The sequence below is a fragment of the Veillonella parvula genome (assembly GCF_040097785.1).
Taxonomy (GTDB): Bacteria; Bacillota; Negativicutes; order Veillonellales; family Veillonellaceae; genus Veillonella; species Veillonella parvula_D.
Genome location: NZ_JBBNNS010000004.1, coordinates 19,079 through 45,634 on the forward strand (window position 1 = coordinate 19,079; position 26,556 = coordinate 45,634).

Sequence of the window (26,556 nt, forward strand, 5' to 3'; positions counted from 1 at the left end):
AATACTACTCCTTACTACTATATAACTTATTCAGGGAACCCTTCTGAACGGGCACGGTCAAGAGTTTCTAAAATTTTAATACATTGTTTAGCACTTGGGTACCATCCTTTAGTATTGATTTTTATAGCACAATCTATAAAATCTATCTCTTTTTGAGTTAACACGTAATGGTTACTATTCCAACTTTTTAAATTGTACCATAAAGATGCTTTTATCTTAAAAACCTCAATCATAGCCAGATCTTCAGTCCACTCCGTCGTATTAGGTCCTTCAGCTATTAGCTCAGAGGTCAAGACTAATTCATCAATGAAATCTCCTTCTAGAGAAAAAGGCATCATTTTAAAGCGGTCCCAACAATTAGTTTTTTTAGCCCATTCTGTAACATTTTGTACATCTCTACTATCATCAATCAAATAGTCATGTGTGAATTTTGTCAAAATTTTTAACTGGTTACGCATCGCTAAACTAATATTTTGATTTTTCCAAATATAGTTAAAATTAATAGACTTACCTTTATAACGTTTTTCTATAATATCAAAAAGCTTACTCAATGTATAGGCTACGATGTTCGCCTTATAACTACCATACCATTCTGAAGACTTTACAACATTATCAGTCTCTCTAAATAAAATTTTATAGCAAATTAGCTCTTTAAAATAACTTGGTCCAAAATCTTTAGGATTACGGTCCCATACCTTAGAGATATCTTCCATAAAATGAACAAAAGCTTTTTGCCCCCCGGCACTAGCTATATGTGGGCGACTTGAAAATATATTAACAAGTTTTGCCAATTCAGTTTTATCAAACTTCTGTTTTTTAGGATATTTTGCTTCAAAATTCTTTTTAGTAGATACCGTAGCTTTATGCGTTTCTTGAGCATATGATCCACGCGCACGCTCATAGTACCAATATGTACCAAACTGTTGACCATGTAGAGCAGGAGCACTAGTTGTTTTCGACAATTGCTCAATTCTAACATGATACGGGTGGTTAGCAGATAAATCGGCTTCATTTACTTTATTCTGACTATTAGCATATCTAGAAATATTGGCAACGAGTTCTGCCGAGTTTTCATCTGTAACTACAGAAATCTTCATCGGTACATAAATATTATTAATATTTTTTTCTAAATGTTCTTTTTTATCTAAAAGAGCTGATGCTAATGAAGCTGTAGTTTGCCCACCATTTACAATTTGAAGATTTTGGCAAGATATTAATACTGGAGTACCATTATCACTGTCAATTTCGATAGAGTCAGCAGTACATGTAATACCATTATTATATGCAAAAAATTTATTAGGCTCTTTTATAATAGTGTTTCTAATACCTTTATTGACTTTCCCTCTAATTTGTAAAAAAGAGCGCACATTACTCTCTAATAGTTTAGCCCCAAACTTATTATATAGTTTTGCTAACACAATGCCTGGAATACAGGCCATATAACCTTGATAAGCTTCACCACTTGTAACCGATAAGCAAGGAATTGATTTATCGCTAAATTCACTAAATTCTATCTCATAATCTTCCTTCAAAGTTAAGTTTTGGGATAGTTCATATAATCTAGCTATATCCCATACATGATATTCTATAGGAATATCTCCGATTTGATCTGCTTCAAGAGTTTTAATACGAGTAGACATCTGATTATTAGTAAAAAGATAAATTTTATATTTTTGAATATCAAAAACATTATTCTTTATATCTAATGCCAATCCATATCCTGGGGAACTCTCCTCCGCATGACTAAGTATATAGTCAATATCTTCAAGAAAATATCTAGCACGTTTTACTATTGTGTCTATCTCTGTAGCTGTAACTACATTATCATCATGACGGTAATCTACAAGTGCTAATGACATACAATTGGATAACTCACCATAAACATATCCATCTAACTGTAATCTATGTTGACGATAGCCTATACCTTCATATTCAACAATTTGAAATTCAGATTCAAGTTCATTATCTCCTAATAATCCAGATGCAGCCTCTAAAAAAGCTGCTTTCGTACTAACACCAGTTCCATATACACTCGTCTTAATCTCTTCATCAAAATCTTGTTTATATTCTACTAACCCCATAATATTTACTCCCTAAGAAATTTTAAACTCGGAAATAGAATCTAAATTTAGATTATAAGAAACCGATGTAATAGCCGTAGATATATCATTACGTTTAATTTTGGGGAACCCATCAGTAACACTAAAGTAATCCTTACTGATAATTCTAAAATAAACTTCATCAGCTTGACTTGAACCATATCCAACTAATAATAAATTCTCTCTAAATTTATTTAATAAAAGATCTTCATTAATATTGGCATCAATTTCATCAATAACCATTGTTAAAGATATAGCTTTGCTATCATGAACATTTGATTCTTGTACAGTTACAACAACGAGCTCTCCTTCACTAATGTCTGAATCTAATTGTTCCAAAGAGGAAATTCTTATATCTCGTTTTCCTAAAATAGTAGACTTAACCTCAAGCCAACTATCTAAAAGAATAAAGTCTTGCTTACCACCTTTAGGACCTTGCCACATTTCTAAAGCTTCTGATACTCCATACTTTGGAATTAAATCTTCTTTTAATACTAATAACTCTGCCATCAGCCCTTGTTGTTTTAATGGCCCAAACGAATCTGGCACCTTAGAAAGCAATTGTTGCCAATGCTCATATCTATGACATAAGGTTTCAAGGGCCTTCTTTTCAGATTGACTAAAATCAATAGCTTTTATAATGTCTCGAAAGATATATTTAAACATATCTTTACTGCTATCACTTGAAGATGTCAAACTAAATAAAATTTGCCATTCATCTCTATTAGGATTATACATTTTATGTACAGATATCAATTTAGTCGATAATAGAGTTTTAGGCTCATATTTACTTATAACACTATATACACGATAGCCATTAACATTATCCCCTTTATAAATTCTCAAAGGCCATTCTGGATTTATCAATCCGACTTCAACTTGTAATTCTTCCCCATTAATCATCATCTTCTCCTAAATCATCAACTTCAGATAACATATCATCGTCTATGTCATAATATTTTTGAAGCCATTTTACGTTAACCTTATATTTATAACTAAGAGCTTTTGGTTCACGAAGTTTAGGTATACCTAGTGCAAGACCTACCAAAGGTTGATCTTGAGTAATATTTTCAGAAGATTTTAAATCTATTAAATAAATAACCAATAATGGTCTCCGCTTAAATCCTAAATCAAAGAACCTACTATCTGGTATGGTTACTTCAGAATAATCAGTTTTTGGATCACTGTCCGCTAACAGTTTAAAAAAGGCTTCATACTCTTTCTCTGTTAACCCACTAGATACAACTCCTGGCGACCCCAAACGTCTGGAATTTAAAGCAATCGTATCTCTACATATATTAGCAGCAGTACGCTCTGTAACAGAAATTTCTTTATCAAATATATCAAATTTACGTTTAGATTTACCTTGAGCAATTGCAATATCCCAACTGTCAAGAAGCTCATCTGTACTTTCTTCAAGTAATTTTGCAATTTGGCGTGCATCAAATTTAATATTCTTAGAATGTGTATCTATATTTTTCAAAAACTCTACAATATAATCCTTCTTAACACGTAAAATTTGTTTAGCAGATTTATTATGCAATGATTCCGCTTCTGGATTAGCTAATTCATATCCTTTGATTTTTAAAAACTCAAGAAATTCTTTTACTTGTATAACATTACCATCTATTGACTGTTGGCTTCTAGAGAAATACGGTGTTTCAATATAATTTCCATTAAGAGAAATATCTACTTCATAATCACCTGCACTACGCATTTTATTTCGTGCTGTCACAATTAAGGCGCCCTCACTTGAACGTACTTTAATACCAACATCTATAGGCTTATATTTTTTATCATTTATACAGCGACGGATTTCATCTCTAAGCTCATCTGTTGCATCTGAAATATGTTGATACCAACTATATGATTCACCAGACATCCAAACTTGACATATGTCTTCGTAATTATGCCTATATCCAAACCAACGCCCCATTTGCATTAATGTATCATACATAACAGAATTTCTATAAAAATAACTTACACAAAGTCCTTCTAAAGTTAATCCTCTTGATAAACTTAATCCACCAACAGCAATTATACGTAATCCCTTTTCATATACTTTATAATCTAATAATCTTGATGCATTTCCACCATTAATAGATTCTACTTTAATATTTTCAATAGACTGAATAAGTTGTTTCTTTATTGTCTCCCAGTTTATTTCACTATTCTCTTTATATTTTCCTGGCAATATAAATTCACTATTATATACATCATATAGAAGCTGAAGTAAAGGATACTGATTATAAGAAGGTAATAATATATAATTTTGAATAACATTTTTCACATTAGAAATAAATATATTAATTCGATCACTAAGTTCGTTTTGAATAGCAATAAACCGACTTACATTCACCAACATTGAGCGATGTGATGTTATATTACCTCTTAAATCTCTTATTGCATTAATAATAAAGAAAGAAAGTATCGCTTTTTTTAATGATAGTGGTAACTCATAAGGAACTTCCACATCTTTTTTATGTTTAAGGGGAAGATATTGTTCAAAGTCATCAATCTCCCTATACATAGATTTATATTTACCATTTGCTGAATAAATCTCCCTAGCACCAATATAGTTACTTGGAGAATCTAAAACATATATATAATCACGAGGAAATAAATCCGCATTATACATATCTGCTCCATTACTAGGTTCTATAAAAACATTAGCATATGGTGTTGCTGTATAGCCAACATAACTAGACCTAGCAAATAATGACAAAATTTTTCTTATATATTGGTTAATTGCAGTAGGACTATTATCACTACTATTAGTGTTGATAGACGCATTATCGGCTTCATCATCAATAAACAATAATGAATGATTAATTTTACTGTCTATTGCATCAGTGGTCTCTCTTTTAAAGTATTTATATACTCTATCTAACACAGTCTTATTCTTTTTTACAACTAAAATTAATGGACTTGATATAGAATCTAATCGAATATTAGAATTAATAAGAGTTGTTTTATTAAAATCTTTAATAGTAGAAGTTAATGCAACTGCAGTACGACTTGGGTCCTTTCGACCCACACCAATTAAACTTCTACGTCCAACATTACGTTCTAAGTCAGATGTATTATCACCAATAAACCCTTCATCAACACGAGCCTGTGTTTGTTTTCTCAGCTTTTCAATTGTACCAGTCAAAAGAACAATTACTTTATAACCTGCATCGGCAGCTTTATTAATTACAGATATGTAATTGGCGGTCTTTCCGGACTGAACATCCCCAATAACAAGCCCCTTCTTAGCAAAACTTATATTTTTTTTAGGATTACCAAGTAAATTAACTATAGAAGATGTCGAACTATCAATTGCATTAACTACACTATCGGAAAAGCCAACATCATCTAACAAATATCGTTTATATCGCCCCCAATAAGAGTCTGTTAGAGGTCCATTGCTATACCAATCTTCATAATCTGCATCTTCAGATATAACCCAACCATCATTCATAATAATAGAATACTGATGATGTAAGTGTCTTCTTATCTCTTCAAATTCTTCAGGACTTAAATTACATTCAAACCGATCAGATATAAATTTAATTTTAGAATCTAAATACTCTTCTGAAAATTTATCAGCATCATTATCATCAAATAAAAGTATATCTATCATACGAAGTATCCTAATTTTTTTTTGTTCATCCATAAAATACTCTCATCCTTTAAATTATAACTACTTATTATTTGCAAAAAAGTCTATTTTCTCTAAAGCCACTATTAACTCTTCTCTACTCATAGTATCGAAACTAGATAAGTCCTGAAAAAGCTTAGGTGCCGCATCCGAGTAATCTTTATCAAATGTTTCTTCATTTTTTGCAAGTAACGTATATGCAGCTTTAAACGGAACTGTAGCTTCTATAAGCTTTATAAGTGCTTTAAATTGTTTTGCTTGATCTGTAGATAAAGATTGTAAAAAGGCTTTGTAAATAAGAAGTTCCTTATTTATTTCAAAGAAAGTTTCTTCCTTTGTTTCCTTTAATTTCCATACATGATCATACTCATCATTAATCAGTTTATTCCCTTGATGAATATATACACGTTCACTAGAGCCTATAGCTCGTTTTACAATATATTTTAAGTTCTGCTTAATAGAGTTAGGTAAACTTGCCGTTGATTTTTTTATATCAATATCCCAAATATGGTCTAACGAATTAGGTATATCTACTCGAATACGAGCTAGCTTATTTAGCTCGTTTTTAGTATCAAGTCTAAACCAAGTTCCCCAAATAATTAAACGATTATTACGATAAACATATATCCCTTGTTTATTACGCAAATCATCAAGTGTGCCTAGTAAGTTAATATCTTCTGGACTTAATTTATTTATATAAGGTAGAATATATGGTTTTACTCTAATATTATGTCCGTCTAAAACAATAGATTCTTCTGATAAAGGCTGTGTTCCTGGATGTTTTGTTAAGAATGGGTCTTTAGCTACTAACGGAAGATAATTAAATCTTATTTCAATAGGACTTTTACTCGTTTTATCTAAAAAATTATGATAAATAAGTTCTAAATGCAAACGAGCAATAGATATTTTTTCATCAAATAAAGTACCCGGTTCACTAGTACCTTCAAGCATCTTATCGAAATCTTCCCAAATAACAATGGTGCCCGTTTCATAAGCATTAAGTTCATCTAATATTCCAGGAATCGCTTTATTATATTGAGTTACCATTTCATCATAATCATAAACCTTTAATGACCAACCCTGTTGCTCAATGATAAAATCTAGATCCCATGATGCTGCGGAAATAACATTATTTTTCTTACTAATAACAGTTAGCTTTCTACATTGTGATAGCGAGGCTGTTTTTAGACCTAAACCAAATCTCCCTAAATCTGATTCAGCACGTTGGTCATTTACATTCTTACTACCATAACGCATAGCTATAATTAATTCATCTGGTGTCATACCACAACCATTATCTAAGATAGCTATGTATCTAGGAGTGATACTAGAAAATCTAACATCTATATGTGTCGCACCATTACCAATACTATTATCAATAATATCCGCCAATGCAGATTCAAATGTATACCCGATAGATCGTGTCGATTCAACTAAAATATCTGCTCTAGGCTCAACAACTTGAACATTCATACCATATACCCCTTATATGAAATTTATAATGCCGGTTATAATTACTCTCATTCTATCATAATTTATGATTAAGTTCACATTATTTTCATGTAATAAATTTGATTTTAACAGAATAATTGCTTATGAATTTGCGCAATCTAAATATTACTTTATATATTATCATATAAGACGCGTATTTTTTTACTCATGTAATTTCAAGCATTATGTGAAGATCTCTTCATTGTTTACACATACAAAAAAACCACCCCTAACCAGGGGTGGTTCTAATTTTAGTATCTAATATTCATATTTACTACTTCTGCAGTTTCTTCTTTTTCTTATACGCCTATCCTCCTTTTCCAGATTTCTCTCCACCCTCCTACTTCTACTTTCACCGTCCAACGATTTTATCTCGTTAGGTCTCTCCAGGCGATAAATAGTTCGGCCACGACTTGAGGGTTTTGGCTGAGTTTGATGCGGGCTAGCATTTTTCGCACATAGTTGCAGTGTTCTAGCATCGCTTCATTCAGTTTGTGTTTGACATGACGCGGAGATTGGTACACCAAGATCGGTGCAAAGTCCGCCACATGAATATAGCTCGTATCCGGTTCCGGACCTTCCGTAACGATATATTCATAGGGTATAGCCACATTAAAAAGACCATACACCACGTCCTTGCCGATAGGGCGGCGACATTTAATATGAGCAAAGGTTAGATGCGGACCATAGGTCTTAGGCGCGGTATAACTGCTGCGTCGACCATCGCTGGTCATGATGTAGTTGGGTCTCAGCCCTTCCTGCATCGCTAGCTCTCGCGTAATCGTTCGCATCGGCAGATGGACCATTTCTTCGCGTCCATCCACAAAATAACACTTCGTACTGTCCCCACCACTAGGTTGATAGGTAGGAATAAAACAAACAATGTGATTCTTTGGATTCGTGTAGATCAAATCCAAATCTTCTCCCTTAGATAGCCGAGCAGCCATCAAATCTGTTGGTTTATCATCTGTTGCCATGGAATTCTCTCCAATCTGATCAGGAACATTCCTTTCAACAATACAATGAACACGTGTTCTGTGAAAGCAGATTAGCATGCTTTAATCTGCTGCTGACCTTATTGTATATCAGCTTGTATAATTTGTAAATATATATACAAAACTATAGAAATTTATGTATATTTAATGACTTTATGATCTTGTAAAAGTTATATATACCTTGATGTGTCATTATTTTCTCATTTAAATTGAGAATTGCATATTTTATGTATATTTGTTAATCGAGATTAAAAGAAATATGCAATATATAAAATATAAATAAGAAATTAAATTATAATAACTAATGCACACGCAAGTCTTCAAAGTCCGTGCTCAAATATCTACGTAGCTTTCGAATAGCTCGTTCGTGGCGCCGTTGGATGGCTTGGCGACTACAGTTCAATTCTTCACTAACCGATACCAAGCTTTGACACTCACCATAGACACGGCGCAGTAGGTCCCGTTGATCAGGAGATAGTCTACCTAAAGCCCACACTAGACGCGCTCGCAACCTATGCTCTTCGTCGGCACTCATCACCATATCCGCCACATTCTCGCCAGATGCGAAAATATCCATACCAAAGGCGACTTCTCCATCATCGGTGGTGCGATCTGGGATGTGAATTTCACGGCGATAACGCAATCGCTCACGCTTCCAGTACCTCATGTAACCGTACATGATGCTAGCTTTCACAAAGCCTGCGAACGGTACAGGCCCATCCAAATCGAAGCTATAAATCGATTCTATGAGGATCGCCCAAAGATAGCTCTCTACGTCATCGCGGAACTCGCGGTTTCCCATGCGATTCGTATAGTGCAAGATGAGCGGTCGATACCTACGACAGAGCTCAATTTGTGCCGCATCATGACGAAGCTCGTCAACGGACCACGGCTGATACCCCACCGTCTGAATCCGCATATTCGGCTTTTGACAGATGGACACGAGACTTTTATCCGACAAGGACGATAAGACCTGATGACCACAGACGAGGGTCTGTAATTTCAATTTCTCAGGAATACTTCGGCTAGACTCATTAGCTTTTGATAGTAAAGAATGAGATGGTAATGTCTGTGTTTCTAATTTTTCTGACTGATAGTTGTCATGTTGTAAGTTTGCAGTTTTAATACATGTTCTTTGTACTAAAGGTTCTTCGTTTGTGTATAACATAAATCCCCTTTCCTGCCATGGCATAGCGCTTATGTACACAATACCGCGGAAAGAGTTTTTTGACAAATCGGCAATTCCTTGGAATTTTCCTATATTCTGTTATATTTGAGCCTTAATTTCTATCCAAAGTACAACTTAAGTATGCGATTCAAAAGGTAATTACTGAAAATATATAATGACTAAAAATGACACCACATATGTAATGTGGTGTCATTTTTTAGAGGAAATATATACTATCATTGGGTAATAGTATTCCATCTTTAGGTAGTAGTATTCAATCTGAAATTGTCTGATTAAATCGCAATACACGCGGCTTGGACAAAGTCATTGAGCTGCGGTTTTACATGATTATAATATACATCAGCGCCATAACCGCGCACGATGTCTCCCCAGTATTTATATACATAGCGGTACCAGAAATGGAACATACTATTCGTGAAATGGTAATCCGCGTACTTCGCGTTCCCACGGTTACTTGCCTGAATGCGGCCCACGAGTCCCATAGACATGAGATCGTTCAAACGAGATGTGAACGTGCCACTTTTAATTTGGCTTTCTTGTAAAAGCTCCACGTAATACGGTCTTTCCAAGCTAGCAAGGCCCGTTAAAATGGCATTGGCTCCGGTTATATTTTTCATATCTCGATGCAAAATATATTGTGTTTCTTCAAAGAGAGCTCCCGTTACTGAGAAGAACAAGTTAATAATATTCGTATCGATGCTTTCACCATTATCAAAGTATTGCACATAGGCAGGTAACCCACCGGTTACGGCAAAGACGGTGCGCAAATCATCCTTTGCATAGTGAAGTCCCAAGGATTTCATATCAACTAAGGAAAATGGTTTCACCTCAAGATATTCGGACACGAAAGGCCCAATGAGGCTGCGATCGCCAATGATGCGGCCATCGAGCTGTTCCAGACCATTAGCCATCAATATGATGTTCAAACGGCTCGTATCTTTATAGGTATCTAATAAATCGCGCAAGTGAATGGGAAACTGAGGAACTGCTTCCACCAAGGATGGATAATCGTCAATCACCACAGTCTGAGGTGTTTTCACACTGCTTTCAAAAAGTCTCACAAAAGCCTGCTGCAAACTCTCTACAGGCTCGAATGTATCTTGAGCATTAGCAGGAACAAAACGTGCCTCAAGAGCTCTATTTATATCAGCCACATGGACTGATTCATTGGCCATGCGCCCCGCCAAATATATCGCCTTATGACGGCGTACAAGTTGCGAAGCCACATAGGATTTACCACTGCGATGAGGACCATATACAACACATAAACTCATTTGGCCCATTGCAATTCGGGACTGGATACGCTCTATAATTTCAGCACGTCCCACAAAATTCATATACTCACCTCCAACTATTTACGGAAATTATTATATCATAATTTTAAATCATTATTAAACTTTTTTTCATATAGTTAACATAGCTTTTTATTATGTTAATTTTTTTACGCATCAAATCAGAGCTTTTATGCGATACGTGTTGCCTTACCATCATAAAAGGCCTTATGATTACTTTATTTTCATATACCTTTGATATCAACATATCCTATAAGGCATGGTTATATAAGTTATACATATTAAACTATAGATTTTAATCTATATAGTTTAATCTATATAGTTTAAAAATGACGTGCTACCCAAAAGGTATAGCACGTCATTTGCATGTTAAGTATATTAAATTGTTACTGAATTTTCTTATACTAAGTTTCTTAATGGTAAATTTCTAACTTGTAAATATCTAATTCGTAAATTTCTGATTACAAAATCTAATATTCTTAAATATCTTATGGATCAATTTGTGTTTGCATTTTCATCAATAAGATGCGCTTAACCGATTCGTTAAGGCGCTCGGTCGTAATCGTTCCATCCGCCACCGCTTGCGTCAGCGCACGATGGACTTCATCGATATGAATCGTATCCGCATCAACAAGAATGAGGTCACTGCCCGCCAAAATGGAGGCCACAGCGTAATCGCCTATCTTTTGATTGGATTGCAAAGCACCCACATCGATACGGTCCGTCATGACGATACCTTTATAACCGAGCTCCTTGCGAAGCCAACCGTCTATAATCGGCTTAGAGGAACTCGCCAAGTGTTCGTTATCGATAGCAGGAATCTGGATATGGCTCATCACAAGCATATAGCTATTCGCCGTCGTCTGCGCGATGAGCCGTTTAAAGACAGCTACATCATTATTGCTGAGATACGCTTTCGCCTCATTAGCTGAGCCAAAGGATGCATCCCCTAAGGTCACCGCCGGAAAGTAGTTATAAGCGGACCACATATGATTAATTTGGTAACGCTCCACCATGGCAAGGTTTATGTGACCTGCCCACGTGGGATCGGATGTATAGGACATATTCGGTACGCCAAGGTTAGCATTAGGCCCAATAACCAAGTTAAAGCCCATATCCCGCATTTCAATAGCAGATCTCGTGGCCAAGTTAATGATACGATCCATAGGCAATTGCCCCCATCGATTGAGCTTCGGCAACCGCAAGAAACTTTCATTCCCATGCAATATGCGATCACGATGCACCGCAATATAAGGTGTCACCATGCTAGAGGTTATCGCCGTTTGCATAATATCGCTGGTGAAAGTTTTCACTTGGTTCTTATTAATAAGATTTTCATTCGTTAGCATAACGCCACTGACACGGTATTTTCGGATCACATCCTTTTGGGATTGTCCTATCGTACTACCATGAAGGCTGATCATCATCAGCTGCCCCACCTTATCCTCTTGGGACATGGCCGCAATCCAAGTGTCCACCTTTTCAGACACGGGTTTGTTGGACTCCAGGACGGCACGGTACGATACGGTTCGTACCGTTTCTTGTTCTGCCTGACTCTCATGTTGGCATCCAGTTGTACCAACGACAGCAACTAGTAAGGCAAGGCCACTCAGGACCCGCCGAAAAAACTGGTTCATCTCTCCTAAAAGCTCCTTAATGCTTACGCAATATTATGAATATTATGGGCTTTCTATGTTGCTCTCCCAATGCAACACCCATAAGTCCCCTCTTGATCCGTACAGTATATTTTTATATTATACACTAAATGATTCATCTTTTCCTCATAATAAAATAATTTTTTTTATACTGAATTATTATAATAAAGTTATACAGTAAAAATATGTGAATTTTGAATAATTATATAAAAAAATCCTACGAATCGTTTAAAAAGTGACCGCACTGTAACAAAAGGCTACGTGAGTATCAAGTCACTCATGACCCGTAGGATTTTCTATTTTATATTGTTGTACCCTAAATAGCTAACGCTACTATATGTTTACTTGCACCATATTTAAGCAATCGGCTATCATTAGCCTTTAAATTTAGGGGATGTTGGACATGTTTCAGGTGTTACGTCTTTACGAGTACCAAGAACCGCGCTGCGGTCTGTGTAGTGTGTGTGTAAAAGTTCGTGTGCCTTATGGCCCAATGGTTCACCTAAGAAATCTTTGTACAATGTTTGGATTTCTTCATTTTCATAGGACGCAACCCATTTGTAGTTTTCGTCAGCTTCGTAAAGACCGCCGATACGAGCTTCTTTAGTTTTCACGGCTTGCGGCAATTTAGTGCGCGGTTGACCACCGCCACCAATGCAACCGCCTGGACACGCCATAACTTCGATGAAGTCGTAGTGTTTACCGCTATCTTTCAATGCATTCAAGAAGTCACGTGTATTTTTACCACCGTGAACAACGGCAACGGATAATGTTACGTCATCACCCAATTGAACAGTTGCCTCTTTTACGCCTTCCATACCGCGAACGTCTTCAAGGTGAGTCAACGCGTATGGAGGTGGCTCTTTATCAGTGATGAGCTTGTAAGCCGTACGCATCGCCGCTTCCATAACACCACCTGTGTTACCGAAGATGATGGATGCGCCAGTTTCCATGCCGATTAAGTCATCAAATTGAGATTCTTCCACTGTGTTGAAGTCGATATGTTCCTCTTGAATCCAACGAATAAACTCACGAGTTGTGATGGAAATATCTGTGTCCATGCCAAGGGATTCGTCATTGTGGTAACGAGCCGCTGCATTTTCTTCTTCCCGTTTCGTTTCTGCTTTTTTAGCCGTACAAGGGTTTACAGATACGGATACAATCTTACGAGGATCGATGCCTTTTTTCTCTGCAAAGTACGTTTTAATCATAGCCGCTTCCATAGCGATACAAGAACGTGTGGAAGACAAGTTAGGAATCAATTCAGGGAAATAGATTTCCGCAAAGCGCACCCACGCTGGGCAACAGCTTGTAAACTGAGGAATTTGACCGCCATTTTTAAGGCGTTCCACAAGCTCGGATGCTTCCTCCATAATGGTTAAGTCCGCACCAAAGTTAGTATCTACTACATAGTCTGCACCAAGTTTACGCAAGGCACCAACCATTTTGCCTTCCAAGAATGTACCTGGTTCATAACCAAAGCCTTCACCGATAGATACACGAACTGCTGGAGCTGTTTGGATAACGACGATTTTCTCAGGATCTGCAAGGGCTGCTTTTACCTTTTCAAGCTCGGATTTAGCATGCATGGAGTCGAATGGACATGCTGCCGCACATTGACCACAATGAATACATACAGGCACATCGCCGTTTGCATCAAGGTCGTAGTAATCAAGTACGCTCATTACATCCGCACAAGCGCGACGGCATAACGTACAGTTTTTACACTTGGAAATGTCGTGATAAATGGATGGATTGTCCAGTGCAATCGGCACGCGTTTATCGATAAATTCGTATTGAGACATGAGGACCTCCTCTAACAAACTATAACTACCAAACCTATTGGGGCGAAATATGCTAAACTACGGAGCACTGCGCCCAAGCCATACTTCTGCATCTTACCTATAGTATACGATATGGTGAAAGTTTATACTATGTAGAATTGTTACACTTTTGCACAATACCTCCAAAAAAGTGTACTATAAATCACATTTTAACATAGAAAGATGAATAATTCATCTATCTTAAGAGCATTAACTAACGTGCCTTAATAAGTGACTTACTTATAGCGCTATAAAAACTAATGGCTTAATTGTTAATACTATAAAAGCTAAAACAAAATTATATTATACATAAAAAACGCACGTTCTTCTAAAGAACGTGCGCCAGTGAAGCTTTCACAAAATCATTCAATCTAGACAATCCTAAACTAATCAACAGTGTACTCGTCTGTAGGATTCAATTATTTACCGCCCCAAATAAGTTGAAATACAGCGTACGCAGGCGTACCTGGCTCAACTTTACGGCTATTTTTATTAACTTGTTCCTCTTTCACAACATAACCTTGTGGGTTATAAAGAGTCACCTTAAGATCCTTAACTTCCCGTTTTTTATGATTGAACTCTTCAGTCACAATGTAATGGTAACCTTCATAGTCCATAGCTTTAATGTCCATTACCGCTTTTTTATCATCTTTTTTAACAGAATCATTGTCGATAGACCAAGTAACACCATTACTATCAGTGCCTACTGTATACCAATTAGCCGCATCAACACTACCAATACCGCCGATTAATAATGCACCTGCTGCCAAAACAGCTGCCAATGTTTTTTTCATATTAATACCTCTCAAAGAAAATACAAAAATATACAAACTAGTATATAAGGAAAAACTAAATATTTTATGAAAGACAAACATACTCAATAATTAGGTATAGAGATTAATTATTAGCGTAACAATTAACGTAATGATTAGGCTATCGTATCTAACTATTGAGCCCATGACTTAAAGTTTCACATAATAGGTCGAACGGCCGCCACCCTTACGCTGGATACTGCCTTTTTTTACAAGTGTACGCACTGCACCTTCAATAGTACTATCACTGATATTTGGACACCATTCTCTAATATCTTGCTTTGTGAAAGCCCCTAAATGCCTATCAATGGCAGCTTGCACCTGATTCATCGCGGAACCGCTATTTACTAGCAAAGCACTGCGGTCCTCAAAGTCATGATAAGCGGCCAATAACATTTGTAACCAATACCGAATGAAAGCCGTAGGGCAGGAGCTTTCACCATACCACGCATCACTAGACTCGCATAAAGCCGCATAATACATGTCCTTATTTGCTGCAATTTTAGCCTCTAAGGACACATATTTACCAACCATAAAGCCACTGCGATACAACAATAACGTCGTCAACAATCGACTCATACGACCGTTCCCATCATTAAAAGGGTGAATACATAAAAAGTCATGAATAAATATGGGAATCGCTAGGAGTGGTTCCACCTCTCCATTACCTACAACCCGATTATATTCCGCGCAAATCTGATCTAAAGCCTCCGCCGTTTCATAAGGTGCTAGCGGAGTAAATAATATCTCTGTTCGACCATCTGGATACGTAGCACTAATATAATTCTGTACGCTCTTTAACTGCCCACTACGAGTATTAAACTGATAATTATACAAAATCTTGTGCAACTGCAAAATATGGTTCCACGACAACGATATGGAATCATAACTCTCATGGATAACATTTAATGCATCACGATATCCCATGATTTCCTGCTCATCCCGATTTCGCGGTATCGTCTTGTCAGCCACTAACTGCCGGAGACGTGTACTCGTCGTCACAATCCCTTCAATCGCATTTGAAGCCTCTGTACTCTGTACCTTTGCCAACTCCACAAGCGAGTCTAATATGGCAGGACTCTGTGAAAGCAAAACCTCCTCCTTGCCATTTACCCGATAAATCCCCCCAATAAGACTCAAAATATCCATATCCCACGACAAAGATTGAATCTGACCATACTCAAAACGACGCATACACACACCTCCATTCCGCTCTAATCCCTTATAAATAAAACTATTCCCTTAAATTATAACATAAAATAAGGGAATAAATAATTCTCTACTTCTCTACCGTGTGTGATCCAACGGATTTGAAAACTGATATTCGCCCTGTAAGAACACTAATAATATAGAAAGCCCCGAACTATTCTGAAAACGACTTAGATCACTTTTCTCTTGAGGGTGGTATGCAGAGCCCTATGGGATAAAAGAATATTAGTAATTAAGGGATGCCAATACTAATGCTAAAGTAATTTAATAAAGAAAAGACCCAACACTGCTATGAAAACGACTTAGCTCGCTTTGGAGGCTTTCATAGCAGTGTTGGGTCTACTATCTAAACACACAGTCTAGAATTGGCATCCCTTCACAGAAGGATTATTTCCCCCATAGGGCCTGCATAACTTCCGCCCCCATGGTATCCGGTTCAATTTTCGTAGGTTTTTGTGCTTGTTTACTAGATAACAATGCTATACCAGCATTGCTATATACTGTTGTATCAAGTTCTGTCCATGTTTTTTCTTTACGATCAATTCGTACTGTGTAGATATATGTAAAGCCTTCAACATTGTTGATTTTAACAAGTACTGTAGCCGCATCATCTGTTTTATATACAGAAGAGTTGTCAATAAACCATGCCGCATCGTCAGCATCAGCATCGATATAGTACCAGTCAGCAGCACTAGCTTGACCAAAGCCACCTACAAAGAAAACTCCTGCTGCAAACATAGCAGCTAACCATTTTTTCATTTTTAAACTCCTCAACACTAGAGGCGACCATCTAAGATGGTCGCCCATGGTTACTTAATAGTTATATAGTGTTTTATATTATTCTACTTCTTCTTCGATTTCAGCGCCTGGAATAACAGCAATACTAGCTACCTTATCACCTTCGTCGAGGTTTTGTGTTTTCACACCAGAGATAGCTTTGCCCTTCTTCACAGCGATATCATTCATATTGAAGCGGATGATTTTGCCTTGCTCAGAGATAAGCATAACTTCGTCATCGTTATGAACAACTTCTACGGCTACTACATCGCCGGTTTTATTTGTAATCTTGAAGTTCTTAGAGCCTTTACCACCGCGTTTTTGCAATGTGTAAGCTTCCGCATCATTGCGTTTACCAAAACCTTCTTCAGAGATAGTAAACACTTGTGCTTCACTTTCATCAGTATTAAGAACACCAGCACCTACAACTACGTCGCCTGCATTTAATTTAATACCGCGCACGCCGTGAGCCGCCCGTTTCATGAGGCGCACATCATGTTCGCTGAAGCGAATAGCAATGCCCAATTTAGTACCAATCAAGATATCTTGGTTGCCAGTCGTTACGTTAACGGAGATCAAACGATCGCCTTCATCGAGGTTAATTGCATTGAGGCCAGAACGACGGATATTGCGGTATTCTTCAATAGCTGTACGTTTTACAACGCCGAACTCAGTGACCATGAATAAATTTACATCTTCATGGACCCGTTCAAGGTCTATCATAGTCGTAACGGATTCGCCTACTGCGAGTGGCAATACGTTAACCATAGCGGTACCGCGAGAGTTACGAGAGCCTGCTTCCGGCACTTCGTATGCCTTGAGGCGATATGCACGGCCTGTAGATGTGAAGAATAACAATGTATTATGGGTCCGCACATGCATAATTTGCGTTACATAATCATCTTCCTTCGTCTTCATGCCGATAACGCCAGCGCCGCCTTTATGTTGGTTGCGATATACGTTCGCGTTCATGCGTTTGATGTAACCTTGTTTAGTCAAGGTAATAACCATTTCTTCGTCAGCAATGAGGTCTTCTACATCAAGATCGGATGTATCGATGGTGATTTCAGAACGACGAGGGTCGCCGTATTTTTTCTTCATATCATCGAGTTCGTCTTTGATGATTTGACGTTGACGCGCTTCGCTAGCCAAGATAGCTTTCAAATCTTCGATCAATGCCAACAATTCCTTGTATTCGTCTTCGATTTTCTCCCGTTCCAAGCCTGTTAAACGGCGTAAACGCATGTCGAGGATGGCTACCGCTTGTTTCTCTGAAAGCCCGAATTTTTGCATTAATGCATTACGTGCAATTTCGTCAGTTTGGGAACTGCGGATGGTAGCGATTACTTCATCGATGTGGTCGAGGGCAATCAACAAGCCTTCCAAGATGTGAGCACGCGCTTCGGCTTTGTTAAGTTCGAATTGAGTGCGGCGTACGATAACATCTAGACGATGATCTAAGTAGTAACCCAATACTTCTTTCAAATTCAATACGCGAGGATGTCCATCTACGAGAGCTAGCATAATCACGCCGAATGTTTCTTGAAGTTGAGTGTGTTTATATAATTTGTTAAGTACGATGTCTGGTTGCACGTCAGCCCGTAATTCGATAACGATGCGCATACCTTGGCGGTCAGATTCATCGCGAAGTGCTGTAATGCCATCGATGACCTTATCACGGCTCAAGTTCGCAATGGTTTCAATGACGCGAGCCTTATTCACTTGGTACGGAATCTCAGTCACTACGATTTTATGCTTGCCCTTGGACATCTCTTCGATGGTCGCACGAGCACGCATTTTAACGCTACCACGACCTGTAGAGTACGCTTTTTTGATGCCTTCTCGACCCAAAATGAGTGCACCAGTCGGGAAGTCTGGACCTTTAATAGCGGTCATCAATTCATCTACAGTCACATCCGGATTGTCAATGAGCATCGCTAGGCCATTACATACCTCATTGAGATTATGTGGTGGAATATTTGTCGCCATCCCTACGGCGATACCGCTAGAACCATTGATGAGAAGATTAGGAATCTTCGCTGGCAATACAGTTGGTTCTTGCAAGCTTTCATCATAGTTCGGCATGAAATCAACAGTTTCCTTGTCGATATCGGCAAGCATTTCCGTTGTAATCTTCGCCATACGTACTTCGGTATAACGCATCGCAGCGGCACTATCGCCGTCGATAGAGCCAAAGTTACCGTGGCCGTCCACCAAGAGGTAGCGCGTATTGAAATCTTGCGCCAAGCGAACCGTCGCATCATAAACGGAACTATCACCATGTGGATGATACTTACCGAGTACGTCACCGACGATACGAGCGGATTTCTTGTACGGTTTATTTGGCGTCATGCCTGTTTCGTGCATTGCATACAAAATACGACGATGTACTGGTTTCAAGCCATCGCGCACATCTGGAAGAGCACGCATAACGATTACGGACATTGCATAATCGATGTACGCATTCTTCATTTCTTTATCAATCTGAACGGGATGAATATTCCCGTGGGACCATTGTTGGTCTGCCACAATCTCACCTCATTTTACTAACACTGATACTAATTCATCATATAATTATAGCATTTTTAAGGTGTTAACGCTATCTTTTATGTCTATTTACATACTAAATATCGGTTATATCGAGCTATCATTTTTCAATGTATATTACTATAGCCCTCAAAGTTAATGCGCCGCATGTTGTATCATATGATCTAAAATGCTAACAAAGTCTCGTTCTACAGCAGAAGTGTCGTTACCAGTACTGCCAATACCTGTTAGCATGGTTTCTTTCCAATCATTTTTTGCCATAAATCGAAAGGCGATCAAATACTTAGCTTTTGTTTTGTCCGCTTCTCCTTTTGGTAGATAATAAAATCCTACGCTTCTATCAGAACGAGGGTGCAATAAGGCTGGGTTGTCTTGCGGTTTATACAGGCTATATATAGATTTCATAAAGGTTAGAATATCTCCACCCTTTACAGATTCGTCTACAAAGATAATCTCATCATATGTGAATAGAGATATCTTATTAGTACCTGCTACACGTGTCGCTTTAGACTTAGCTAACTCCAAGGCTTCCTCGTGCGTCGCCATCCGCATGCCATACTGCTTAGCACGTTCCACTAACGAACCATTCAAATGAACTAAATACGCTTGTGAATACGCAAAATCCGCATCATTTTTTCGCTCGCCACCAGGGGCCGGCAATGTTGGCCACTTGACTACAGAATTTGTAGTAAAGGAAATACCATTGCTTTCATCATAAAACACATACACATTTCGCTGGAATGGCTTCTCCTTCTCCACAACAGATGACTGAAGAACAAGATTCGGATGCACAACCGAGAACTCCTTCTCCACGCTAGACTTGATATCCTCTGGTGTCGCAGGATCACCATTCTCCGTCGTCCAAATGAAAGAACAACCACTCAACACTACACTACAAACACTAACGATACCTAACAACACAAACTTAACAAACAACCTCATACACAAAACCTCCCCTCTCTCTATGTAGAAACTATAGAATGAATATGCTGGGATAACTATGGATAGAACTATATTATTATTGATGGGACACCTCTATAGCTAGTGTTTTAAAAAGTGCTATTACCTATTGATGAGCGACTTAGGTCACTATGGAGCGAAGAGATAGGTAATAGCACTTTTTAATTAATTACGTATATAGTTCTCGGGCCCCATCAATAATAATTACCTATTAACTAGTTCATCTAGCATATTCATCCTGTAATTTTCTATTACGTTCATAAATTTTTTATTATGTATCGGATTTTCGCTCATTCCGAATAGATGGCTGTTGCAGTCACAGTCGCTGCACCCAAAGTTCGGTACATTCCATTCCGCAATAGCTCGCACCGCATCAGCGAGAGCACATTCTACGTCAATTTTGGTTAAATCTACATCTGTGCTTTCACGAGCAGCCGAATCATCAGAGAGTTTACCTTTACGCCGTTCCTGAGCAGAAATTGTCATAGCCTGCGGCCGCCCACTAGTACGAATCGGCAAGCCCGCTATCATTTCACAGTGACCGCGGAAGTAATCTAGATGCCAATGCATTTTCTTACGTTTTCTTTTATGACGTTCAATGCGTTTTGTTAAATTTGTCTTCGCAGAGCCTACGTACATATAGTAACTAGGTTTGAAATGCATCATCCCTTTAGAACCGATTTCGAGATCTAAATCGTGATCGAGGTGCATGACCATCACATACACGCCACTATCATGAGCTTCTGTGTCGAGGATACTACTAGGATAGGAACATTCATGTGTCACCGTAGGCATGGTGAAAGTCTCATCCCAAGCCACAGCAACGGCTTTCCAATCTAAAAAAGGTGCTACCTCTTTAAAAGTACGGGCAAATTTCAAATCCGTATGATAATCTGGCAAGAACCACTGTGCTTGGTCCCATTGCACGAGGAATAGAACGCCTGTGTGGTAGCCTTCATTTTGCAATTCTTTCAGATGCAATAAATGCTTGCGCCCCCGTTCTGTAATAGCATCAGGAAACATGGCACCCGTTTTGGAGAACAAAGTACAGGACTTGACCTCTAGTAAGAACTCATCGCCCTTATCATTGGTGAGGAGCAAGTCAAAGCGAGATGATGTGCCGTGTAGTTTAACCGTATACTCCCGTCTCACTACGCGCCACTCCTCCCAACCAGGGATCAGTTTATTTTCGATTAAATGTTGCGCCACATCGTTGCTGTAGTTTGTATCGAGCATGATAACAACGCCATCACGTTCTATACCTATCACGCGGTATTTCGTCTTTGCATCCGGCTTGTCGTGAGGCACAATGTACATCGTTATCCCCGTAAACAAGAGCTCCCACATACGCCCTGGGTTAGGCAAATGAGCAAGTATGCTTTCACCATTCAAATCTAAAGTCACCACAAAACGATTCGGGCGACCTATATATGTTGCTTTTAAAATAGTATCGTAAAGGACTTTCATCGTTTCTCCTACATCAAAACATTCTATGTGTCTATTATACGATATGTTACCCTTGGGTTTCATCTATAAACAGTATCGTATATAATTATAGTTAGTAACAATCAATAATTAATATTAAAAAGTTCTATTTTTGTAGCTTGGGTTACATTATTGTTTGTTAAAATGGTTTATACTAAGAGCGTCGGGTCAGTATTCTAAATACCCATACTGATCATTACGTCGGGTTTTGTTGAGGCATCGCCTAGTTGATCTCATCCCACTTGTCCGTATATATGTGCGAAGCTTTCACAAAACCCTAGGGCGTAAATAATTAATATATAAAGAGTTTTATAGATTAACTAAGTAGTTTTAGCCACTATTCTCCGCAGAGAGGGCTCGAGAAAGGATTTATCATGGCACAAATTGCAGCAAATTTACAACGCATTAAAAACGGCCAACGCCGTTATGCAATTACACCTCGCATTCCAGGAGGTTTCATTCAACCTGATCAATTACAAAAATATATCGACGTAGCGAATGAGTTCGGCGCCGTTCTTAAATTAACTGGCAGCCAACGCATTATGATTACAAATTTGAAAGCAGAAGACGTAGATAAAGCATGGGAGATGCTTGGCATGGAGCCAGCGTACACTGTATCCAACCGCGTACGCAGCGTAAAAATCTGCCCAGGTACTACCTTCTGTAAACGCGCTAAACAAGACAGCGTACATCTTGGCATGCAAATCGAACGCAAGTACTTGTCCCTTGAAATGCCAAGCAAAATGAAAATCGGCGTGTCCGGTTGTCCAAATTCTTGTACTGAAAGCCGCATGAAAGATGTGGGCGTTATCGGTACTGTAGACGGTTGGAATGTATACGCTGGCGGTAGCGGCGGCGCGCATCCTCGCATCGGCGACCTCATCGCAGAAGTTAAAACAGAAAAAGAAGTTCTTGCATTAGTTGATCGAATCATCGCATACTATAAAGAAAACGCACAAATCGAACGCATGGGCGAATTCATCGACCGCATTGGTTTAGAGGCTTTCAAAGCAGCTGTATTGGGCGACCTTGAAGGGGCTCCAGCTGAAAGCAAGTCCGAAGAACCAGCTGTGTTCTTACCAGGTCAAGGTAACGATCCTGAAGTGGAAGCACCACGCCTCGAAGCAGGTGCCCCTATCACTCCAGATACAATTATTCGCGACATCGTTGAAACCTATCCAAATGTTGTACCTGTATTACAAGGTATTGGTATGGGTTGCCTAGGTTGCCCTTCTGCAACAGCTGAGCCATTATGGCAAGCCGCAGAAATCCACGGTTTTAATGTATACGATTTAGTAGAAAAATTAGAAACAGCACGAAAAGGAGCTTAATATGTCCGCATTCTTAGGTCACATCCATTACTGGTTATATCGCAAAATTCAATTGCTTGTTGAGCGTGAAAATTTAATTTTAGAAAAAACTTCTAAAGTTGTTGATGATTTGGCGGAGGAACTACACTCCATCTCCGTAGATACATACGGCGAGCCAATCAATCCAAGCATTCCCTTGGAAAACATCATCGACCACGGCAATATTCACGGCTGGTTAGCTAACCAAATCAACATTGCTTCCGTTCGTGAAGCAGCTTTCATCAAAGACATGCTCGACACAAATTCTGGCGATGAAGCAGTACACGTAGTAACCGCTATCCTCGATGCCTTTGCAGTACAAGGCCAAGCATGTGGCGTTGTGGCTCAAGACAGCCTTGAGGAACACACTGCACCAGCGATTTACAATGCGTTACAAAACTTCTACGTAAATGGCATGCCTTGCGATGGTGGTGACCAAGTGGTTTCTGAAAGCCCAGAAGAATTTACCTGGGTTGGCGACCACAGATTACAAGCAGGCTACTGGCGTACAGCGGGCGTTGACCCTAAATTCATGGCATTAGCCTACCAAACATGGTTCGAAGCTTTTGTGAAAGCTATCGATCCAGCCTTTGAACTTGTAACGACAGAAGAAAACGGTACACGTTTATATACAATTAAGAAAAAATAAATCCATAACAGTTCGTTTGATTAAGAAAATATAAACGGATGAAAATGGACGAAAAAACGAACGTAACATGTTACGTTCGTTTTTTATATAGTAAATGTATCGTTGTATATTTAATTAATCTTTATATATCCAATCTACCAACATTTACTCCACCCTATTTTACTCAATATAGGTAAAAAAAGCATACAATGTTGAATGTAACATATTTTTTCAAAACTGTAGCTATAGGCACAGCATTGATAAGCAATATCATTTATAATATAATTATAAGGTAATTACACAATGTAAAATTAAATGTTAGCGTAAGCTTTCAGAACATAAAAAGCTAGAATTAGGAGGTCCATTATGGCAGGCACAGTTAATCAAGAATTAGGTTTATTATTCCAAGGCCCTAACTATGTAATCGTAAAAAAAGGCGGCAAAGCTGGTGAAAAGGTGGAAAAACACAACCACCCTGAAGCTAATGTCATTTTTACAGTTGTAAAAGGTAAAGTACAAGTGTTCCTTAACGAAACAGAAGAACATGTACTTGTACCAGGCCAAGTATTGGAATTCAACGGCGATAACTACATCCAAGCAACACTCGTAGAAGACAGCGAGTTCGTTGTAAACCTCATTCACAAACCTGAATAAAATACCAAAGGACAGTTGATACAAGCAACTGTCCTTTTTATATGGTGTATGTATTAAAAAGAAATAATATAGTTATTAGGTTTTATATAGCTATTTAGTGGTTCAGTTATATCCATAGTTATTAAATACCCACAGGATAATACACAATCTAAAGAGTATTCTTTTAAAAGGAGTTATAAGTTGTAAATTCCCCCACATCAAAGCGTTTCGTATGACCTGGTGCAGGAACAGAGTCTGAATGAGGGTAACCAATTGGGAAGATGGCTACAGGAATGATATTATCAGGCAAGTTATATGCCTTGCGTACTTTAGCAGGATCAAAGTGAGCAATCCACGTTGTACCTAAACCGATATCGGCTACGGTAAACATAATGTGAGAGCCTACAATGCTAGCATCTACAACGCCTAAATCTTCATCGTCGTATTCCCGCTTCCAGCTCACCGTATTATCGTAACAAACAATGATTGCCAACGGTGCATTAAAGTGACCATTTGTGCAGCCTTTTAGTTTGTTTAAGCTCTCTTCAGTATTTAATACAAGCAGTCTTTGCGGCTGGTAGTTATGAGCCGTAGGTGCTAATCTAGCTACTTCTAACAAAATATCTACCTTCTCTTGCTCCACTGGTCGAGTATCGAATTTTCTAACCGAATACCGCTCTGTGGCTAATGCTTTAAATTCTTTCATTAAATCTCACTCCTTTATCGGATTTATCAAAATATATTTTAAACAGTAAGTATCCCATACAATAAACTACCCCCTATCTGATTACTCAGTTAGGGGGTTTTGTGCTTATTATTTTTTAAGACGGCTAATTACTTCGTTAGTAATGTTTTCGATTTTGCTGTTTGCGTCAGCAGCACGAATTGTGTATGGATCATCCAATACTACGTCCATTTGTTTTTCAACACGGATAGCTTCAACAGTGTTATGAATTGCTTGCATCATAGGTTGAGCAATTTTATTGATTTCTTCGTTTTCTTTTTGAAGCAATGGAGCTACAGTTTTGTTGAATTCTGCTTCTGCTTGTGCAGAGTCTTTAATCTTTTCAATTTCTTGTACTTTTTTTTCAATTTGTGGACGGTATTGAGCGTCTACTTGTTGCATTTTCATATCTAATGCACCGTAGCCAGGGTAGCTATTTACTACTTGGCTCATATTTACTAAGCCAATGTTAGCAGCACTTGCTACTGCAGCAGTAGCAGACATAGCACCAACGATAGCTAAGGTAGTCAATTTTTTAGATAATTTCATCTGAAATCCTCCTCGATTAAAAGTGTCACTATACAATCCAATAGTGTACTATTTTTACTATAACAAATCTTGCTAACTTTCACAAGACTATGATAAATAGCATAATAAAGACCTATGAACTACTTATGAAAGTTATGAGAACTTAAAATAATACCCACAAGCATACTCTGAGACCCTTAAAGCAATCGATACAGACATATTCAGAACACACATGTGGGCATTTCGGCTTTCACCAATTATTTATAATTTGTCATCAAATAATGGTTTATTATTCACCGAATTATTGTTCATCATTTAAATAGATGTATTTATCGGATTTCAATTTAGATACAAGATCAGGTACCAATCCGATAAGACGATCAAAGCTGCTGCTGTAAGGGTTGCCCTTAATATTGAACAATTCGATGCGGTCACCTTTAATAACAAGGATTGCACTTGGTTCCATCTTGGCACCACCGCCACCGCCGCCAGATTCTTGGCTTTTATTGGCTGTGCAATGGTTTGTACCAGTACCAAAACCAAAGGTTACATCAACAAATGGAACGAGTGTAGTATCGCCGATTTGCACAGCTTCACCAACTACAGTTTCCACTTTAATCATATTTTTAAACTTCTCGAATAGGACTTCCAAATTCTCTTTTACATTACTGTTCTCCATCACAGTACCTCCGCTTTTTGTGAAAGTATCATAGCTAT

General features: G+C 38.1%; 21 protein-coding genes. 3 read left to right on the forward strand and 18 right to left on the reverse strand.

Features of this window, described 5'->3' with window-relative positions:
- Positions 1–26 precede the first annotated feature (26 nt).
- The 15 genes from AAA071_RS07815 to sfsA all read right to left on the reverse strand — a co-directional run bounded on the left by AAA071_RS07815 (position 27) and on the right by sfsA (position 21,959).
- Positions 27–2,081: an AIPR family protein gene (locus tag AAA071_RS07815; protein ID WP_349234114.1), complete on the reverse strand. Its 2,055-nt coding sequence runs from the start codon at positions 2,079–2,081 to the stop codon at positions 27–29.
- Between the two features lie 12 nt (positions 2,082–2,093).
- Positions 2,094–3,005 carry a PD-(D/E)XK motif protein gene (locus AAA071_RS07820; protein WP_349234115.1) on the reverse strand — a complete coding sequence of 304 codons (912 nt, stop codon included), beginning with the start codon at positions 3,003–3,005 and terminating at the stop codon, positions 2,094–2,096.
- On the reverse strand, positions 2,995–5,757 hold the full coding sequence (locus AAA071_RS07825; RefSeq protein WP_349234116.1) for a Z1 domain-containing protein: 2,763 nt from the start codon (positions 5,755–5,757) through the stop codon (positions 2,995–2,997). The genes AAA071_RS07820 and AAA071_RS07825 overlap by 11 nt, the downstream gene beginning before the upstream one ends.
- 27 nt (positions 5,758–5,784) lie before the next feature.
- A complete protein-coding gene (locus AAA071_RS07830) occupies positions 5,785–7,215 on the reverse strand; it encodes an ATP-binding protein (protein WP_349234117.1) in 1,431 nt (476 codons plus the stop codon).
- Between the two features lie 386 nt (positions 7,216–7,601).
- The gene (locus AAA071_RS07835) at positions 7,602–8,210 is read right to left on the reverse strand and encodes a hypothetical protein (protein WP_287507899.1); all 609 of its coding nucleotides are present in this window, start codon (positions 8,208–8,210) and stop codon (positions 7,602–7,604) included.
- A gap of 319 nt (positions 8,211–8,529) precedes the next feature.
- Positions 8,530–9,396 (reverse strand): sigma-70 family RNA polymerase sigma factor, encoded by an 867-nt coding sequence (locus tag AAA071_RS07840; protein WP_349234118.1) that lies wholly within the window; start codon positions 9,394–9,396, stop codon positions 8,530–8,532.
- Between the two features lie 293 nt (positions 9,397–9,689).
- The gene (locus AAA071_RS07845) at positions 9,690–10,754 is read right to left on the reverse strand and encodes an ATP-binding protein (RefSeq protein WP_008601927.1); all 1,065 of its coding nucleotides are present in this window, start codon (positions 10,752–10,754) and stop codon (positions 9,690–9,692) included.
- Between the two features lie 443 nt (positions 10,755–11,197).
- Complete coding sequence (locus AAA071_RS07850; RefSeq protein WP_349234119.1) at positions 11,198–12,346, reverse strand: glycoside hydrolase family 3 N-terminal domain-containing protein; 1,149 nt, start codon at positions 12,344–12,346, stop codon at positions 11,198–11,200.
- Positions 12,347–12,738: 392 nt separating this feature from the next.
- Positions 12,739–14,169, reverse strand: coding sequence for a [FeFe] hydrogenase, group A (locus tag AAA071_RS07855; protein WP_038125620.1), 1,431 nt, complete (start codon positions 14,167–14,169; stop codon positions 12,739–12,741).
- A gap of 437 nt (positions 14,170–14,606) precedes the next feature.
- Positions 14,607–14,981: a surface-adhesin E family protein gene (locus tag AAA071_RS07860; RefSeq protein WP_004694437.1), complete on the reverse strand. Its 375-nt coding sequence runs from the start codon at positions 14,979–14,981 to the stop codon at positions 14,607–14,609.
- Between the two features lie 168 nt (positions 14,982–15,149).
- On the reverse strand, positions 15,150–16,193 hold the full coding sequence (locus tag AAA071_RS07865) for a Fic family protein (RefSeq protein ID WP_302132333.1): 1,044 nt from the start codon (positions 16,191–16,193) through the stop codon (positions 15,150–15,152).
- A 402-nt stretch (positions 16,194–16,595) separates the two neighbouring features.
- On the reverse strand, positions 16,596–16,967 hold the full coding sequence (locus tag AAA071_RS07870) for a hypothetical protein (protein WP_004698032.1): 372 nt from the start codon (positions 16,965–16,967) through the stop codon (positions 16,596–16,598).
- A 78-nt stretch (positions 16,968–17,045) separates the two neighbouring features.
- A complete protein-coding gene (gyrA, locus tag AAA071_RS07875; RefSeq protein WP_288581464.1) occupies positions 17,046–19,514 on the reverse strand; it encodes a DNA gyrase subunit A in 2,469 nt (822 codons plus the stop codon).
- A gap of 153 nt (positions 19,515–19,667) precedes the next feature.
- A complete protein-coding gene (locus AAA071_RS07880) occupies positions 19,668–20,474 on the reverse strand; it encodes a hypothetical protein (RefSeq protein ID WP_302132338.1) in 807 nt (268 codons plus the stop codon).
- 222 nt (positions 20,475–20,696) lie between these two features.
- A complete protein-coding gene (sfsA, locus tag AAA071_RS07885) occupies positions 20,697–21,959 on the reverse strand; it encodes a DNA/RNA nuclease SfsA (protein WP_302132340.1) in 1,263 nt (420 codons plus the stop codon).
- A 392-nt stretch (positions 21,960–22,351) separates the two neighbouring features.
- Here sfsA and AAA071_RS07890 point away from each other — a divergent pair, with 392 nt between their 5' ends.
- The 3 genes from AAA071_RS07890 (at position 22,352) to AAA071_RS07900 (ending at position 24,608) form a co-directional block, all read left to right on the forward strand.
- On the forward strand, positions 22,352–23,308 hold the full coding sequence (locus tag AAA071_RS07890) for a DUF1858 domain-containing protein (protein WP_302132341.1): 957 nt from the start codon (positions 22,352–22,354) through the stop codon (positions 23,306–23,308).
- A 1-nt stretch (position 23,309) separates the two neighbouring features.
- Entirely contained in the window at positions 23,310–23,975 is a 666-nt protein-coding gene (locus tag AAA071_RS07895; protein WP_008714572.1) for a hypothetical protein, read from the forward strand.
- 345 nt (positions 23,976–24,320) lie between these two features.
- Positions 24,321–24,608: a cupin domain-containing protein gene (locus AAA071_RS07900; RefSeq protein ID WP_004694414.1), complete on the forward strand. Its 288-nt coding sequence runs from the start codon at positions 24,321–24,323 to the stop codon at positions 24,606–24,608.
- A gap of 163 nt (positions 24,609–24,771) precedes the next feature.
- On the opposite strand, the gene AAA071_RS07905 is transcribed toward AAA071_RS07900, so the two are convergent.
- The 3 genes from AAA071_RS07905 to AAA071_RS07915 all read right to left on the reverse strand — a co-directional run bounded on the left by AAA071_RS07905 (position 24,772) and on the right by AAA071_RS07915 (position 26,518).
- Complete coding sequence (locus tag AAA071_RS07905; RefSeq protein WP_278618361.1) at positions 24,772–25,293, reverse strand: nitroreductase family protein; 522 nt, start codon at positions 25,291–25,293, stop codon at positions 24,772–24,774.
- A 108-nt stretch (positions 25,294–25,401) separates the two neighbouring features.
- Positions 25,402–25,860 (reverse strand): OmpH family outer membrane protein, encoded by a 459-nt coding sequence (locus AAA071_RS07910; RefSeq protein WP_004698051.1) that lies wholly within the window; start codon positions 25,858–25,860, stop codon positions 25,402–25,404.
- Between the two features lie 280 nt (positions 25,861–26,140).
- Positions 26,141–26,518 carry a GerW family sporulation protein gene (locus AAA071_RS07915; protein ID WP_004698027.1) on the reverse strand — a complete coding sequence of 126 codons (378 nt, stop codon included), beginning with the start codon at positions 26,516–26,518 and terminating at the stop codon, positions 26,141–26,143.
- Between the last annotated feature and the right edge of the window lie 38 nt (positions 26,519–26,556).